Genomic DNA, 16,893 nt, shown 5'->3' with positions numbered 1-16,893 from the left:
GCCGAACTCCACACCAACCAACTAGTACCTCAACCGGAAAAATACTGCCGGATTGGTCGGATCAATGGCAACGCTAAAAGGCGGCACGGCATTGCTCACCACCTGCCATTCACCCGTCAAGCCGATGTCCAGGTGATTGGTCTGCGCTTCCAACAACCAGCCCTGCTCCGCCGGCCAGTCCAGCACCATCTGATCGTCGGTGATCGTCCAGGTCAGATCAATCGGCTCCGGAGTATCCGGAAGGAGAACCTCAAGCACCACGGTATCCTCCGTCACCACAACGCTTGCTGACGCATCGGCGATCAGGCCGGCTCCGCCAATGCTCAAATGGCTCAGTGCTCCCGCGCCGCCGAGGTTGGTGAAGTGGATCACGGGATATTGCCCCGGACCAAGCGGGACGTCGGTGGTGACGGCCAGATTGACGTCGCCATTTACATTCAGAGTGCCGACGTTGAATGGCGTCCCGATGTGGTTGGTGAAAGTTGCTCCCGCCTCCAGGTTCAACGTCTGTTCGATCGCGCCGGCTCCGCCAAAGACCGCGCCGCTCTCCACGGTCACGACACTGTTGACGTTGGTGCCACTGGCCACGTAAAGCGTCCCGGCTTGCACCGTCGTCGGACCGGAATAAGTCCAATCCTTGCCGTCGAGATCGAGAGTTAATTGCGCCGGGCCAGCTTTGATAAATCCGATGGTGCGTCCGCTCGTGCCGTCCCGCAGGTTACCGGAGAAAACGCCCGTCTCCGTCTGATTGACCTCGAGCGAGCGCAAGCCCGAGTCGGGATTGAACGTACCGCTGATATTACCCGTGCCGCTGAGATTACCAATCTTTGCCGCACCGCCCACAAATCCGGCTCCGATCGCGAGCGAACCGTTCAGCACCACATTGGGCTGGCCCAGCACGGCGTTGGCACCGGAAAGCCCGAGGGTGCCCGCTTCCACGTAATAGGTGCCCGAGAAAGTATTCGTGCCGGTAAGTCCGAAGTTGCCGCCCCGTTTGCGGATGATGCCAGAACCCGAAATGTTGCCGGCAAAAGCATTGGCGGCATTCCCCTGCTCGTATTCAAAAACCCCGGCGGCATCAACAAACAGCGCGCCGCGAATCGCACCGTCATTAGGTCCCGTGGCAACATTAACTTGCAACGTCCCCGCCAACACCTCCGTCCCGCCTGAATAGGTGGGCAAGGCAGTCAGGCGCAACGTACCCGGACCGGTCTTGACGAGTTTTCCCCGGTTGATCCCATTTTTACCACTGTCAGCAATCACCGCACTGATGGTCAGATCCTCGGCCTCATCTCCAGACACGTCGTCCACCGCAAAGGTCGTCCAGTCCTGATCCGGATAGCTCATCGAGGCATTGCCAATCCCCACTCGTCCCGTGCCTGACGTTATTGTCGAAGGCAGCGTGCCTTCGACCGAGACGGTCCCGATCAGTTCGTACGTCACATAAGTCGAGAGGTCCTTGGTCGCTTCCAGCACTGCGCCGTTGCGCAAGGTCGGATCCACCAAGCGGTTCAACGCTCCCGAAGTCCCGTTGGTCCCTTCCACCCGCCCTCCGTCAATCACCACACGACTGGAGATTGGAGCGTTCGCTCCGCCAAAAGCGTTTCGATAAACAAACTGCAAGGTGGCGTTCGTATTCACAACCAGCGTCCGCGTCTGGTCGGCGCTGAAATAGGGGTTGACATTATTCTCCGCCGCGCCAACCCGCGTGAGACCGCCATTGATCACCAGATCGCCCGCGGCAAAAGCATTGGCCGCACCGGACAGCGTCAGGGTGTTGTCTCCATTCTTCACCAAAGTGCCCGTCCCAGTGATCGTGTTGGGGAACAGCAGGTCGTCACTTCGATCCAGCACTAAAAAGCCATCGTTGACCAGCGCGCCACTGCCCCACATTCCAGTGGTGCCGCCGTTGCCCGCTTGCAGCGTTCCAGCCGAAATGGTGGTGGCGCCCGTGTAATCATTCTGGTTCACCAGAATCAGGGTGCCGGCGCCCGATTTGGTCAAGCCCACGTCGCCCGCAATCGAGCCGGTGCCGGTGAAGGTGTAGGTATGTTCACCCGGATCCACGCTAACTTCAGAGCCGCCGGGAAATAACATCCCCTCCAGAGTGACTTCCGCATCCACGCCCAGATCGCCAAAGCTCACGAGGTCACCTTGATAGTAAAGCTGGTCTTCCTCGACCCAATTGGTCAGAGCCGCAAACCGGTTCCATACGCCATCGGTGACGTTCCAAGTCCGCGCCCGTCCGGCCGCAGCGGTAAAGGTGACTTTGGTGTTCAAGCTGTCGTCGGCAAGCTCACCTCGCGCCAGCGGAATGAGGTTCTCGAAATTTGCCAAGCCGCCCGCGCCGTAGGTAATCACATCGTAAGTGGTGTTCGCCATCGGCATGGTCTCGAAGTCCAGATACGTTGGCCCGTAAAAATCCACGCCATTAAAGGTGCTGCCGGTCGTGTCAAACCCCCCGACCAGATTCAACGTGGCTTGATTCGAAGTGGTCAGGCTGCCCGCACTGACGCCACTGCCGCCCAGCGTCGTTTGGGAGCCCATCGTCACGTCGCCACCCAACTGACCGTCTTGTTGCAATCGGCCTCCCGTGATCACGGTGTTGCCGCTGAAGTTGTTGCCATAATTTTTGAGACTGAGGAGCCCGGCGCCGGTCTTGTGCAAAGCACCCGCGCCATTCAACAAACCGTCCACCTCGACCGTACCGTCGCCGGCCACGGTCAATACCGTGGCATCCGGAATTTCCAACGAGCCTTGGTCCGTCAGTTGTAACGCGCGCTCCGCTTCAATCGTCCACGTCTGATTGGCCGTGACTTCCAAAGGAATGGAACTGGTCAGATTTACGCCCGCGGAATCAATTGTTAACCCGCCCGCTCCCAGGCTTAGTTTGGACCCACCCGTCAAATTGATCGGTTCGGTGGCGCCCTGGATATGCAGTCCGCGCCAACTGGTGTCTCCATAATTAAGCGTCAATTCACCTCCCAACGAGGTGGACAGCCAGTTCGCAATGTCATCACTGCCGGGCAAAACCCAACCGATCCAACTGTAGGCGTCGGCCAATTCGGTACCGTCGTTCGCTTTAACCACGGAACCCTCGGTCACGATGGAAAGCACTCCGCTCGCGGCGTCAAACGACCAGGCCATTCCGTCCCCAGGCGCGGGGGTGATGCTTTCCCAATCGCCATAACCATTGGGTCCCAGAATCTGAAAGGACTGGCCGCTGGCGAAAGCGCCCGAGATATTGCTGATCACGAGACGACCGTAATAGGCGCCGGAGTAAAATCCGGTCACCAAATCCGATTCTTGAGTGTCGGCGTTCACCTTGGCCACATAGGTTGCGCCATTCAAAATTTGCAGGTAGTTGCTGACGGTCAGCGTGCCCAGTTCGGGACCGAGCGCGATGGTGCCACCGTCATTCAGATAGACTGAAGCTCCGATAACGCCCGTGCCTCCCAGCGTTCCACTCCAATTGACATACACGTCGTTGACCCCGGATAATTTGCCGTCCACGATCAAGGTGCCTCCGTCAATCGCCGTTGGACCGGAATAGGTGTTGGCCGCCGTCAACCGCAGGGTGCCGGCGCCGATTTTAGTGAGCGATCCCGGCGCCACGCCTTTGCTGCCCGCGTCAGCAATAACGGCGCTGATCGTCAGGTCCGGCGCGGCGTCGCCACTCGCATCGGCCACATCAAAAATAGCGGTGGCAGAACCATAGTACGCCGGGTCACCAATCGCAATGCGCCCGCCTGCGGAGACGATGGTGGAAGGGATTGTGCCTTCGACCCGGATCGTATCGCGCAACTCAAACGTGGTGTAGTTGGCCCCCAAGTCGCGCGTCGCTTCCAGCACCGCGCCATTCCGTAAAATGGGATTCACCAAAACATTCACGGACCCAACGTTGTCCGTGGTGCTCTGAACTTTACCGCCGTCCACGATCAATTGAGTCGTCGGCCAGGGAGCAGCAGCCACCGCCCCCAGCGCATTGCGATAATTGAACAACAAGACCGCGTTGGGGTTCACCGTGATCGTGCGCGGCTGCGTTTGATCGAAAATGGTGCGCGACACGATCTCATCGCCCACCACGAACCACCCGTCGTTCACCACCACGTCGCCCGCCGCAAAATTAGTGGTTGCCCCCGCGAGTACGACCACATTGGTCCCGCTCAACACCAAACCGCCCGTCCCGATGATCGGGCTGCCCAATCCGATCAACCCCTCGCTCGCCAGAGTCAGCGTGTGGTCACCCAAATTCAGCGCGTTCGTTCCGTTCAGTATCAGACTTCGTTCCGGCCCGACGCTCCACGTCTGAGCCTCGCTAAGTTCCCAGGCCATATCCGCGGTCATACCCACCCCGGTTTCCGCGAGGTTCAATCCTAATCCACCCAACGTCAGCAATCCCTCGCCGCTAAAACTGATCGGGGCCGTGGCGGCCTGTACGTCCAATCCCAGCCAGACTATTGGGCTATCAATGATGAACGCACCGCCCAAAGAATCGGTAACCCAAGTGGCGACGTCCGCGCCGCCGGGGGCACTGCCATCCACCCAGCTCGCGCCGTCGGTTAAATCAGTACCCGTATCCGCCTTGTTAATGGGATCAGCCTGAGCCGCGCTGCTGAGGAGACTCAAAGCCACCGCCCAACTCGTAACCTGTCCAAAACTTGATGTCGTCATTTTCTTAATGGTGTTCATGATTCTCACTGTCTGCCGATGTTAACGCGATATTCCACTCGTTGGTCCCGAGTTGATGATTGGATGCTTTGGTTTGACATGGCAACCAAATTTCCAATCTGGACGCAACGATTCCAATCCTTAAACTCCCGCGCATGACGCTCCCGCTTCCGAACTGGATCATGCGAACCAAACGACATCAATTCCAACCCATGCATCGCTGGGTCAACGCGCTTTGCGCGCTGTGGATCAGTTTCCTCGGCGCTTCGAGCGGTCTGGCTAAATCCGATGACACGGAGGCGCAGCGGCAGGCCGATCAATGGCGGATCGAGCGGCGAATTATTGATATGCACCAGCATCTGCAATACACGCCCGCGCTGCTGGATCAAGCCATCCGGGTGATGGATTGGTCCGGTATCGGCATCGGCGTGGATTTGACGCCGGGCACGGTCACCCCCGGTCCGAACGGCGCCCCGAGCAGCTTCGAGCGCAACCGGCAATTACAGGAGGAGCGGCATCCCGGACGATGGATTCAATACATGAATCTGGATTACAAAAATTGGGATCAACCTGACTTCGCCGAACAAGCCGTGCGACAGGTCGAGCGCGGTTACGAACTCGGCGCCGCTGGCTTGAAGGAATGGAAACGTCTGGGGCTGTTTTTGCGCGATGGCGCGGGAAAGCTCATCAAGATTGATGACCCCAAACTGGACCCGATGTGGGAACGCCTGGGCGAATTGAACCTGCCGGTCAGTTTGCACGTCGGCGATCCCAAGGCGTTCTTTGAACCTTACAACGAACAGAACGAACGCTGGGCGGAATTAAAAGATCATCCGAGCTGGTGGTTTGGCGACACGAACAAGTTTCCCACCTTTCACGAAATTCTGGAGGCGATGCTGAATGTCGTCGCCAAACATCCGCACACCAAGTTCGTTTGCGTGCATTTCGCCAATAACGCGGAAGAACTGGATTGGGTGGACGCTGCCCTCGCCCGCCATCCAAACCTTTACGCGGACCTGGCAGCGCGGATTCCGGAGATCGGCCGGCACGACCCCGACCGAGTCCGTCGCCTGTTCGTGAAGTATCAGGATCGCATTCTGTTCGGCACGGATTTTCAATCGTTGTCCAGCCGCATGATTCTGGGTTCGAGCGGCTCCGAACCGCCCCCCTCCGAGGCGGACGCCGAAACGTTCTTCCTCAAGGAATGGCGTTGGTTGGAAACGCGCGATAAAAATTGGCCGCACATGACGCCCATCCAGGGCGATTGGACCATCAGCTCCATCGGACTGCCAGCGAGCGTTCTGCGTAAAATCTATTTTGATAACGCGCGCCAGTTACTCGGTCGCTCGATGCCGTTGCCGCACCTTCAAGCGCGCCGCATCAGTCAGGATTTTGATCCCGCGCAACAAACCGACGAAACGCTCTGGCAAACCACCTCACCCGTGACGCTGGAATATCAGGCCAAGGATTATGCGGCGCGACCGGAACTCGCCACAACCGTTCGCGCGTTGTGGTCAGCCAAGGCGCTTTATTTGCGCTATGAATGTCCGTACACGAAGCTCACACAATTTGAACCGGTCCAATTTGACCGCGAACGCCACAATATGAACGAGCCGGGCGTGAGCCTCTGGGATCGCGATGTAGTGGAGGCGTTTATTGCCGGAGATCCGAACGACCTGCACCGCTATGTGGAACTTCAGGTGGCACCGACCAACGAGAAACTCGATTTGACGCTGAACCACGGCCAACGCGACTTTGCCTGGAGCAGTGGTTTTCAGACGGCGGTGCGAGTGGATCGCAAAGCCAAGGTTTGGACCTGCAAAATGCGCATCCCGCTCAGCTCTCTCGCCCCGACCCAACCCAAGGCCGGCACCCAATGGCGCATCGGACTGTATCGGGGCGATATCGCCAACCGCGCGGGCCTGGCGTTCAGTCCGACGCTGAGCAGCACCTTTCACAAACCGGAAAAATTCGGCGTGCTGGAATTTGTCGAGTAGGCGGGTTTAGACACGGGCACATTCCGCGCCGCCAACGGGAGCTGGCCGTGAAGCCATAAAGAATCCGGTCAGCCCCACCAACGCGCCCAATCCCAACAGCAGCCAGGAGTAGTTGACTCCATCATAACCGTGCGTACGGATATGGCTTGAATCCTTGACGAACGAGCCATACCAAATTACGAACGCGAGGAGTTGGGTGCTGACCAAGCGGAGGGACGATCGAAGCGGCACCCCCTGAACTTCCCGCGCATGAAGCCAGCCGCATCCAACGATGAAGTAAACGCTGATCAGCACCGGCGCTAAAACCGGACCGTACCACGGCACGGGAATCAGAAACAAACAATCCCAGGTGAGCAATGATTCCGGCCAACCCGCCAGCCACCAAAGCCCCGCATAATAAAAAATGTCCCAGAAGCCAAACGCGTAGAAAAAGCAACCCACCCGCAAACGAAAGTTGTCCGCCGCCAACCACGCCACTGCGCCGAGCATCACCAGGGTGGCGGCTTCCCGGATGAGTTCAATCCGCAACCGCTCCAATGGCGAGGCTTCCGCACCCGTTTCAATTGGAAGCAACCGGCGCAGATAAATCACGCAGATGGCTTCGAGCAATCCCATCGCCACCGCGTAAAGTCCCAACCAAGCCAGTCGCGATCCGACCGCGCGAGCCTTCACAGAAAGAGTCAACATCCGGCGAAACTAAGCCACGGCGCGCACCGGTGCAATATTGCGTCCCCTCCAGAAATCAACCACGCCACAAGCAACTACATGCGCACTCAACTTCAAGCCAGCACTGAAACACTCCGCAGCGGCACAAATCAATCCGCTGTCGAAACAAAAGGTTCTGTTCCTCCACGCGCGGCTGCATAACGACATCAAACGCTCGCGACATTAGGCGAATCATTCACTTTCACATTATGGCATCACTTACGCTAAAAAGAGATTGAATTGCGAATCGCCTTGAGCACACAATGAACGCGCATCGCGAGGTTGGAAGTTGGAGTGGCGCGAGCGGAGTGGATCAAAACCATTACCGGAAAAATCAAGATGAACATCGCCGGTGAAAATAACCGCTTCAGTCGCCGAACCGCAGTGAGGAGCGGACGGCGCTGGCAGCCAATTTTTTCCGCTTTCATTGAAACGCCACGCCCGGCACCTTCCTCTGACGACCAAATAAAACCAAATCGAACCGGCAGCCCAGCGGGCGGCCATCAAGACTGGAGGCCAATATGAAAATTGTATGTGGAACTGATTTCTCGATACACGCCGCCACCGCCGCGGATGTCGCCGCCGCCATGGCCGCGCGCGCCAAAACTCCGCTTGAGCTGGTGCATGGACTCGAACCGGCCAGCCTGGAATTTCTCTCCAAAGAAGGCGTGGATGAAGTGTACGCCCGGCTTCGACGCAAGCTGGGCAAGGAAGCGACCCGGCTCCGCGCGGCCGGCGCGGAAGTGACGGAGAAAATGATCCTTGGCCGTCCGCAGGAAGTATTGGTCAACGAAGCCTCGACCAACCATGCGGATTTGATTGTGGTCTCCAGCATCGGACGGATTGCGCCAAGTCGCTGGCTGGTTGGCAGCGTCGCGGAGAAAGCCGCCCAACTTTCAAAGGTCCCCACGCTCGTCGTACGCGATCACGACCGGTTGATTGCCTGGGCCAAGGGCAAACGCAAACTCAACGTGTTTGTCGGTTACGATTTTTCGCCCAGCTCGGATGCCGCGCTGGAATGGGTGGCGGCCTTGAAGGAAATCGGCGTCTGCCGCACCGTGATTGCTTACATCTCCTGGCCTCCCAAAGAAACCTGGCGCTTCGGCATCGGCGGCCACAGCGGACTGACGGAAAACGAACCCGAAGTGCGCGCCATGTTGGAACGCGATCTTAAAGAACGCTGCACCGAAGTGTTCGGCCTGGGTCTGCCGGAATTGCGCATCGTCTCGAGTTGGGGGCCGGTCGAGGAGAAGCTCATTGAACTGGCCAACGCGGAATCCGCCGACCTGATTGTTCTGGGCACGAATCAACGTCAGGGACTAAGTCGCTTCTGGCTCGGATCCGTCTCGCGCAACGTGCTGCATCGCACCGTCACAAACCTCGTGTGTGTGCCCGCGCCGGAGGAAGTGGATTTGAATCGCGGCCAGCTTCCCAGCTACCGCCGCGTGCTGGTGCCAACGGATTTTTCCAAACCGGCCAATCGCGCCATTGCCTACGCCTATGGCGTCGTGCCGCGCGGCGGCGAAGTTTGCCTGGTCCACATCATTCCGCCCGCCAACGTGTTTCAAGCGTCAACTCCGGCCAACGGCGGCCCGCAGGACAAACGCAAACAAAAGCTGAAAACCCAATTGCAGGCGTTGATCCCCAAGGAAGCGGAAAAACGCGGCATCAAAACGCGCATCGAAGTGGCTGAACACCAACATCCGGACCTGGCCATTTGTCAGGCCGCCGAACGTTTCAGCGCCAGTTTGATCTGCCTCGGCTCGCGCGGCCGGTCAGGATTGAAAAAGAAACTGCTTGGCTCGACCACCGAAGGCGTGATGCGGCGCAGCCCCCACCCGGTACTCGTCGTCCCGAAATAATCCGGGCTGACCAAGCACTTGGGCATGTGGCTTTGTTGCCTCGCCTCAAAATTTTGCGCGCCGCCGGAATGTCGCGAGGATTTTGCGTTGAGCGGGAATGGGATTTACAAGGCAACCGGCAACTCCCTAATCTGTCACTGATTATTGTCTCGAAGGTTACTGATGCGACAATTTGCGACGATTGCCTCAAATGCGTTCATGGAGCTGATTCGGCAGCCGGTCTTCCTGCTGCTGACTACGGCGACGGCGGCTTTCGAGATTTTTCTCGCCACGCCCTACTACTTCGCCTTCGGGGATGAACCCAAGCTGGTCAAAAATTCGGTGCTCGCCGTGATGTTGCTTTCCGGGTTGCTCAGCGCCGTTTTGAGCGCTTCGGCTTCGGTGGCGCGGGAAATTCGCACTGGAACGGCGCTGGCGGTGCTGGCCAAACCCATCAGCCGCACCCAATTCATCCTCGCCAAGTATCTCGGTTTGATCGCGGCATTGAGCGTCGTAACCTATGTAAATCTGGTGGCGGCCCTGGTGGCGGGGCGAATGACCTTCGACGCTTACGGCGGCACGGACATCCACGCGGTGTTGATTTTCGGTGCGGCCATTCTGGTCGCGTTTGCGTTGGGAGGCTTTAGCAATTTTTTCCTGAATCGCCCCTTTGTCAGCGACGCCGTGCTGGCGTTGGTGGTGACGGTGACCGCCGGCGCGGCCATTATCTTCCTTTTCACCCAACAAACCCAATCGCTCGGCGAGATGGCGCACGTGGACTGGCGCATGGTACCGGCGGGAGTATTGATCCTGTTTGCGCTCTGGATCATTGCCGCCGTGGCCCTGGCGTGCTCGACGCGACTGGACACCATGGCTTCACTGGCCATTTGCACGGCGGTTTTCCTCATTGGTTTGATGTCGGATTACCTGTTCGGATTGCCTGCCGAACGGGGCGAATGGTGGGCAAGGATTCTTTACACCATCATACCGAACTGGCAGAATTTTTGGCTGGCCGACGCGTTGGACGCGGGTCGGAGCACCTTTCACTGGGGTTACGTGAGCAAGGCGTTCGTTTATGCCGCCAGTTACATTGGCGCAACGCTCGCCATCGCCGTGGCCCTGTTTGAGGATCGGGAGTTGAGTTGAGTGGGGATGGTTCGTGGGTTGATGGCCAAAGGCAAAACCTCCGAGTTGTCAAAACCAAATAAAGCGACGTAGAGATATTAACCGTTAACGAATTTTTTGTGGACCGGCATACGATAAAACGGAACGGATTGGTCAACTTCCTGACCTTGTTGTTGTTGGGCGGCGCGATCCTGGCGGCAGGACGATACGCCAACGCCCTGACCGGACAGGTCGCGGCTATTTTCTTCGGGATTGGCGCTTTGATCGCCTTCGTAAGCTGGTTCCAAATGCGGCTCGAAGAGCGCGAAGCCACGGAAAAACTGGAGTTGGACGAGCTGGCGCGAACCAAGAGCAGCTCCGCGCTGTTTGAAAACAAAGAGGCCGCGTTCCTGCCCGCGCAGCGGGCGCGGCACAGTTTCGAGAAATACTTTGTCCCCAGCTTCATGGTGGTTTTGCTGCTGGTGGAATTGACCGGAACGATCCTGCTGTGGCGCGGGTTGGATCGGGTGGATTACACCGGCATTACTGCCGAGCGGGTGTTGGTGTCATTGGGACTGCTCGGTGGACTCGCTCTGATTTTGTTCATGCGCGGGCGGTTCGCGGTGACCTTGGCGCGTCTGGAAAGCAATCGCCTCCTCCGTCCCGCTTCAAACTTCGTTTTGTTGGGTTCGTATCTCGGCGTCGTCACGGGACTGGTGTTGCTGGGCGATAAAGTTGACTTTCCCCGCGCGGACCTGATTGGAGCCAAACTGTTCACCATTCTGCTCGGCTTGTTGACGCTGGAAACCTTGATCACGCTGATCTTGGAAATCTATCGGCCCCGACTGAAAAACAAGGTGGCCCGGCCGCTTTACGATTCCCGGCTGATCGGTCTGCTGGCGCAACCGGAGGGCCTGGTGGCCACCGCCGCGCAGACGCTCGATTACCAGTTTGGTTTCAAGGTTTCGGACACCTGGTTCTTTCGGGTTCTCAAAGAAAAGCTGCCGACCATCCTACTGATTCAGTTGGGCGCGCTGTTGCTCTCGTCCTGCTTCATTTTTATCGAGGCAGGCGAACAGGCCATTGTGGAACGTTTCGGCAAGCCCATCGCAAACGGACGCGCCTTGGGGCCGGGCGCGCATTTGAAATTGCCGTGGCCGATAGATGTGGTTTACCGCTATGACACCGAGAAAATCCAGATCCTGCGGATCGGCTCGGCGCCCAAGGATGATACGGACGACCACAGAGTCGTGCTGTGGAACGTTTCGCACGTCAAGGAAGAGGTGAACTACCTCGTGGCCAACCGTAACGAGCACGAGGACCTGATTCCGGCGCCGGAGGCCAACGCGCCGGATCACAAAAAAGTTCCGCCCGTCAGTTTGTTGACGACCAGCATTCCCATCCAGTACCAGATCACCAACATCACCGAATGGATTTACGGCCATGAAAGCAGTTCAAACGCGTTGCTCAACGTGGCGACGCGCGAAGTGGTGCGCTTCCTCGTCAGCGTGGACACCAAGGAACTGATGTCCACCAAGCGCGAGGATTCCGCGCGGGCTTTGGCGACGCGCATTCAAGCCGCCGCCAACGCACGCGCGCTCGGCGTCAAAATTCTGCACCTCGGTCTGCAAGACGTGCATCCGCCGGTGAAAGTCGCGCCTGAATACCAAAAGGTTGTTGCCGCCATTCAGCAGAAAAAGGCGAAAATCGTCGCGGCGGAAGGCGAGGCCATTGTCACCAACGCCCTGGCCAGCGCTGAGGCCACCGTCATCACCAACAGTGCCGAAGCCGCGCGGTTGAATCAGGAACTGGTGACGGTTGCGCGCGCCGCCGCTTTCACCAATCAAATCCCCGCGTTCCGCGCCGCGCCCTCGGTCTATAAACGCCGGCTCTACACCCAGGCTTTTCCCCGGGCCACGAAGGAGGCGCGCAAATACATTCTCGTGACGACCAACACCGACAACGTCATCACCTTTGATCTGCAACACAGCGCCATGGACAACATGATCCAGCAACAGGCCGAAGCCATTTTGAATTCCAAGTAACCCGTTCATTTAATCACGCCATGAAAAACAACCCCCTTACCATCATCGTCAGCCTGGTGCTGGCCCTGATCTTTGTGATGGTCTTGTTCGTGTTCCAGGTGCGGCAATCCGAAGTCGCCGTCGTCACGCGTTTCGGCAAACCGGTCAAGACCTACACGGAGCCAGGATTCCGCTTCAAACTGCCGCCCGGTATTGAAAGCGTTTACAAGCTCGATCAACGCATCCAAAACTTCGAGGACACCTTCAGCGAAGGTTACACCGCTGACGGCAATAACTTGTTGAGCAGTGTTTACGTCGGCTGGCGAATTGCGGATGCGCAGGCGTTCTTTCCGAAGTTCAAAAACGGCTCGGTGAAGGAGGCGGAGCGCAATCTGCGCGACATCGTGATCTCCGCCAAGGCGGCGGTCGTGGGCAAGCACCCGCTCAGCGACTTCGTCAATGCCAACGACCAGGATTTGAAATTTGACGCCGTCGAACAGGAGATCAAAACCATCGTTCAGGAAAAGGCCGCCGCCAACAATTCCGGTATTCAGATCGAATACCTCGGCATCAAACGGCTGGGTCTGCCGGAAAGCGTGACAGAGTCTGTTTTCGCGTTGATGACAGCGGATCGCAAGAAGCTCGCCGATAAATACAACGAGGAAGGCGCGGCGGAAGCGCGCAAGATTCGCTCGGCAGCGGATCGCGAGGCGGCGCAACTGATTTCCACCGCCGAAGGCGAAGCGCGGCGCATCCGGGGCGAAGGAGACGCCGCCGCCGCCAAGGTTTATCCCGTTTTCGAACAGGCGCCAGACCTGGCCAAATTTCTCGGCGACCTCGAGGCGCTTGAAGCCTCGTTGAAAGAACGGTCCACGCTGATCTTTGACTCGCGCACGGCGCCTTTTAACCTGCTGACCGAAAGTCTCACCAATCAAGTTTCTCGCTGACCATGGCCACCGAATCGCCAGCCCCCCCGCCGCCGCCCGCGCAACCGATTGACGCCGGATCACAGGCGTTGGCGGATGCGTTGCACAGCAGTTTCGGCATCGTCAAGTTCGTGATGCTGCTGCTGTTCCTTGCGTTCCTCTTCTCGGGTTTCTTCACGGTCGGTCCGCGCGAGCAGGCCATCCTGCTCCGCTTCGGCAAACCGCAAGGCGAAGGCGACAAGGTGTTGCTGGGACCGGGCATTCATTTCGGTTTGCCCTATCCGATTGACGAAGTGGTGAAAATTCCGATCACCGAGGTGCAGGAAGTCCGTTCCCGGACGCACTGGTTTTTCCAAACCCCGGTTCAGGAAGCGCAGGGGGAAATTCCCTTTGCCGGTCCGACGTTGAACCCGGAACAGGACGGTTACGCGCTGACCGGGGATGGCAACATTCTGCACACCAAGGCGATCTTGCGTTATCGCATCGAGGACCCGGTGCGGTGCGTATTTAATTTTTCCTCCGGCGCGGATCAGGCCTATGGTTTAACCGGATTGTCGAATGCCGTGTTGAACGTCCTGGATAACGCCCTGGTTTATGCCGCCGCGCACCGCAGCGTGGATCAGGCGCTGTTTGAGCGCACCGCCTTTCAAGATGCGGTCCAGCGCCGGGTCAACCAGTTGGTGCTGACGGAGAAACTGGGGATCGCGGTCGAGCAATGCGTGGTGGAAACCCGGCAGCCGCGCCAGTTGGACACCGCGTTTGCCAACGTCACCACCGCCGGACAACAATCCCGACAGGCCCTCACCGAAGCGCTCACGTATCGGGACAAAAAAATCAACGAAGCGATTGGCGAAGCCGCCGCGCGGCGCAATGCGGCGCAAGCCGAGCGCAACGATATGATCGCCAAGATCGAAGGCGACGCCAAAACCTTTCAGGAAGTGTTGCCGCGCTATCGGGCCAATCCGGAACTGTTCCGCCAGCAACGCCTGACCGAAACCCTGGGCCGCGCCATCGCCGGGGTGGATTACAAAATGTACTTGCCCACCAGTCCGGATGGCAAACCGCTGGAACTGCGCTTGCTCCTGAACCGCGGGCCGGTCAAATCCAAAACCGAAACGCCCCACCCTTGAACTGGAAACTCCTGTAACTCTTTTGGCGTATGCAAGTCACTTCCCTTCTTACTCGCGAAGCCTCCGATTCGCATCACGGCGACGGTTGCGGTTGCGGCCATGATCACGAGCACAGCAACGTCGGGTTGACCTGGATGCTGCTCGGGCTGGTCTTCGTCGTGAACGCTTTCATTGTGGACTGGGTGTTCACCGGCGCTCACGTCGTTGCGGGCGCCAGCGCGATGATCGGCGCCATCATTCTCGGCTACCCCATCATGGTCACGGCCATTCAAGATTTGCGCAAAGGCCGGTTGAGCATCAATGAACTGGTCGCCATCGCGGTGTTGGCGGCGTTTGCCTCCGGCGATTACAAAACCGCGGGCGTCGTCGCCTTCTTCATGCTGTTGGGAGAGGTCATTGAAACCCATACGGCCGAAGGCGCGCGGGCTTCCATCGAATCTCTCATCAAACTCACGCCCACCAAGGCGCGGCGCATCAAGGCTGATAAATCCGAGGAGGAAGTGCCCGCAAGCGAACTCGCCATTGGCGACGTGATTCGGGTTCGTCCGGGAGACAACGTCGCGGCGGATGGAGTGATTTTGAACGGCCAAGGCTCATTCAATCAGGCCACCATCACCGGCGAATCCCTGCCGGTGGATAAGAAAACCGGGGACGAAGTTTTTGCCGGCACCATGAATCTGACGGGCGTGCTCGAAATCAAAGTCAGCCGCGCCGGTCAGGACACGACGCTGGGTCGGGTGCGCGAACTGATTCTGGCGGCGGAAAAAACCAAACTGCCGATCATGAAGATTGTGGATCAGTACATGGCGTTCTACACGCCGCTGGTGCTGGTGATTGGCGCGTTGGTTTGGGCCTTTACGCGCGACCTCGACCGCGTCATTGCCGTGCTGGTGGTTTCCTGTCCGTGCGCGTTCATCCTCGCCACCCCCACCGCCATGGTCGCCGCACTTTCGGCCGCCGCGCGGTTGGGCATTCTGATCAAGAACGTGGCGGACATTGAAGCCGCGGCAAAGATCAACGCTTTCGTTTTCGACAAAACCGGCACGCTCACGACGGGCGAGCTGGCCGTCAGCCGGCTCAATCCGCTGGGCGAGGTGAAACCGGCGGAGTTGCTGCGAATCGCGACCAGCGCGGAAAAATACAGCAACCATCCGACCGCCAAGGCGCTGACCAAAATCGCCGCCGAAGCCGGCGTGCCGCTGGTTGAACCGCAAAACTTCGTGGAAACCGCCGGGCGCGGCGTCAAGGCCGACATCGGCAACGCCAAAGTGCTGGTTGGCCGCGCCCAATGGCTCAAGGACAACGGCATCAGCAGCGAGTTCGAAAAGTCCGTGGACTTGAACATCACCGAAGGCTGGAGTCTGATCTTTGTGGCGCGCGATGGAAAGTGCATCGGCTGGATTGGCTTGCAGGATCAAACGCGCGCCGAAGCCCGCGAAGTGCTGACGGACCTGCGCGAATTTGGCGTACGCCGCATCGCGATGGTTTCCGGCGACCGCCAGCCGGTGGCCGCGCGCGTGGCGGCTGAGATCGGTTGCGAAGAGGCGCAGGGTGATTGTCTGCCGCAGAACAAGGTGGATTTTGTCCATCACGTAAAATCGAAAGGCTACAAAGTGGCCGTGGTGGGCGATGGCGTGAATGACGCCCCGGCTTTGGCCGCCGGCGATATTGGCATCGCGATGGGCGCCGCCGGCAGCGAAGTGGCCATCCACAGCGCCACAATCGCGCTGATGAACAACGACCTGCGCCGCCTACCGTTCCTGGTCAAGTTGTCTCAGAGCACGCGCGGCGTCATCAACCAGAATTTCCTCTTTGGCGTGCTGTTCATCGTCAGCGGCCTGAGCGCGGCCGCCTTTGGTTGGTTGACGCCGATCGTTGCCGCCATTCTGCACAACGTCGGTTCGTTGATTGTGATTTTTAACAGCGCGCGACTGGTCCGCAAGGGCGAGGAACTGGAACATTATCAACCTGAAACAGTGAACCCCGGCAGCACTGGCGGTTCGTCCGCCGCGCCAGCAGGACAACTGACGCCCAAGGCGGCGTGAGGATCGGACTGATGTTGTATGACTCCAAGCACGCTATTTTGTCCGTTGTGCGGGTTGGTGATGCAGCGGAAAAGTGATTCATGGCATTGTGTTGCTGGTGATTTGACTCTACCAAAGTATGCAGTGGATGAAATAAGCGCGGCGCTGGACAAGAGTGAGGTTAAGCAACTGGAAGATTGTGATGGCTTGGAATTGGGAATGGCAGGCTATTGTGTTCGGTGTGGAAGCGAATTTTTGATAAGAAAGCCAGCGCTGCGAGTTTGCCCGCAATGCAGCCTTTCTTTGCACCACGGCGTTTTTTACACGCTGCAAAAGTATAACGACCACAAGCTCACTGATGAGCATTACGTCGTAAAATGGCAGAAGCTGAAAGCTAATAAAAAATGACCGCGACTGAAACAAATCCGCTGGCGTGGTCGTCTCGGTGCGCGGGCTTGATGAGGCGGCAAA

At 58.3% G+C, this 16,893-nt stretch carries 11 protein-coding genes; 8 read left to right on the top strand and 3 right to left on the bottom strand.

What is annotated here, in order from left to right; genetic code table 11:
* Window positions 1-21 precede the first annotated feature (21 nt).
* Window positions 22-4,692: an autotransporter-associated beta strand repeat-containing protein gene (locus tag M9920_11625; protein MCO5052940.1), complete on the bottom strand. Its 4,671-nt coding sequence runs from the start codon at window positions 4,690-4,692 to the stop codon at window positions 22-24.
* A 134-nt stretch (window positions 4,693-4,826) separates the two neighbouring features.
* On the opposite strand from M9920_11625, the gene M9920_11620 reads away from it, so the two are divergent.
* Window positions 4,827-6,668 carry an amidohydrolase family protein gene (locus M9920_11620; protein ID MCO5052939.1) on the top strand — a complete coding sequence of 614 codons (1,842 nt, stop codon included), beginning with the start codon at window positions 4,827-4,829 and terminating at the stop codon, window positions 6,666-6,668.
* Between the two features lie 6 nt (window positions 6,669-6,674).
* Here M9920_11620 and M9920_11615 read toward each other — a convergent pair whose 3' ends face one another.
* Together M9920_11615 and M9920_11610 are read right to left on the bottom strand one after the other, a co-directional pair.
* Window positions 6,675-7,355, bottom strand: coding sequence for a hypothetical protein (locus M9920_11615; protein MCO5052938.1), 681 nt, complete (start codon window positions 7,353-7,355; stop codon window positions 6,675-6,677).
* A 237-nt stretch (window positions 7,356-7,592) separates the two neighbouring features.
* Entirely contained in the window at window positions 7,593-7,877 is a 285-nt protein-coding gene (locus tag M9920_11610; protein ID MCO5052937.1) for a hypothetical protein, read from the bottom strand.
* Window positions 7,878-7,894: 17 nt separating this feature from the next.
* Here M9920_11610 and M9920_11605 point away from each other — a divergent pair, with 17 nt between their 5' ends.
* The 7 genes from M9920_11605 to M9920_11575 all read left to right on the top strand — a co-directional run bounded on the left by M9920_11605 (window position 7,895) and on the right by M9920_11575 (window position 16,830).
* A complete protein-coding gene (locus M9920_11605; protein ID MCO5052936.1) occupies window positions 7,895-9,235 on the top strand; it encodes a universal stress protein in 1,341 nt (446 codons plus the stop codon).
* Between the two features lie 162 nt (window positions 9,236-9,397).
* Entirely contained in the window at window positions 9,398-10,360 is a 963-nt protein-coding gene (locus tag M9920_11600) for an ABC transporter permease (GenBank protein ID MCO5052935.1), read from the top strand.
* A gap of 98 nt (window positions 10,361-10,458) precedes the next feature.
* Window positions 10,459-12,363 (top strand): SPFH domain-containing protein, encoded by a 1,905-nt coding sequence (locus M9920_11595; GenBank protein MCO5052934.1) that lies wholly within the window; start codon window positions 10,459-10,461, stop codon window positions 12,361-12,363.
* Between the two features lie 20 nt (window positions 12,364-12,383).
* Entirely contained in the window at window positions 12,384-13,289 is a 906-nt protein-coding gene (locus M9920_11590; protein MCO5052933.1) for a protease modulator HflC, read from the top strand.
* A gap of 2 nt (window positions 13,290-13,291) precedes the next feature.
* A complete protein-coding gene (locus M9920_11585; GenBank protein ID MCO5052932.1) occupies window positions 13,292-14,398 on the top strand; it encodes an SPFH domain-containing protein in 1,107 nt (368 codons plus the stop codon).
* Between the two features lie 29 nt (window positions 14,399-14,427).
* Complete coding sequence (locus M9920_11580; GenBank protein MCO5052931.1) at window positions 14,428-16,443, top strand: cation-translocating P-type ATPase; 2,016 nt, start codon at window positions 14,428-14,430, stop codon at window positions 16,441-16,443.
* Window positions 16,444-16,461: 18 nt separating this feature from the next.
* Entirely contained in the window at window positions 16,462-16,830 is a 369-nt protein-coding gene (locus M9920_11575) for a hypothetical protein (protein MCO5052930.1), read from the top strand.
* Window positions 16,831-16,893 lie beyond the last annotated feature (63 nt).

The organism is Verrucomicrobiia bacterium (genome assembly GCA_023953615.1).
In the GTDB taxonomy this organism is placed as follows: domain Bacteria; phylum Verrucomicrobiota; class Verrucomicrobiia; order Limisphaerales; family JADLHS01; genus JADLHS01.
Note: the sequence above shows the minus strand (reverse complement) of the source record. Positions and strands in the feature narration are given on the sequence as shown.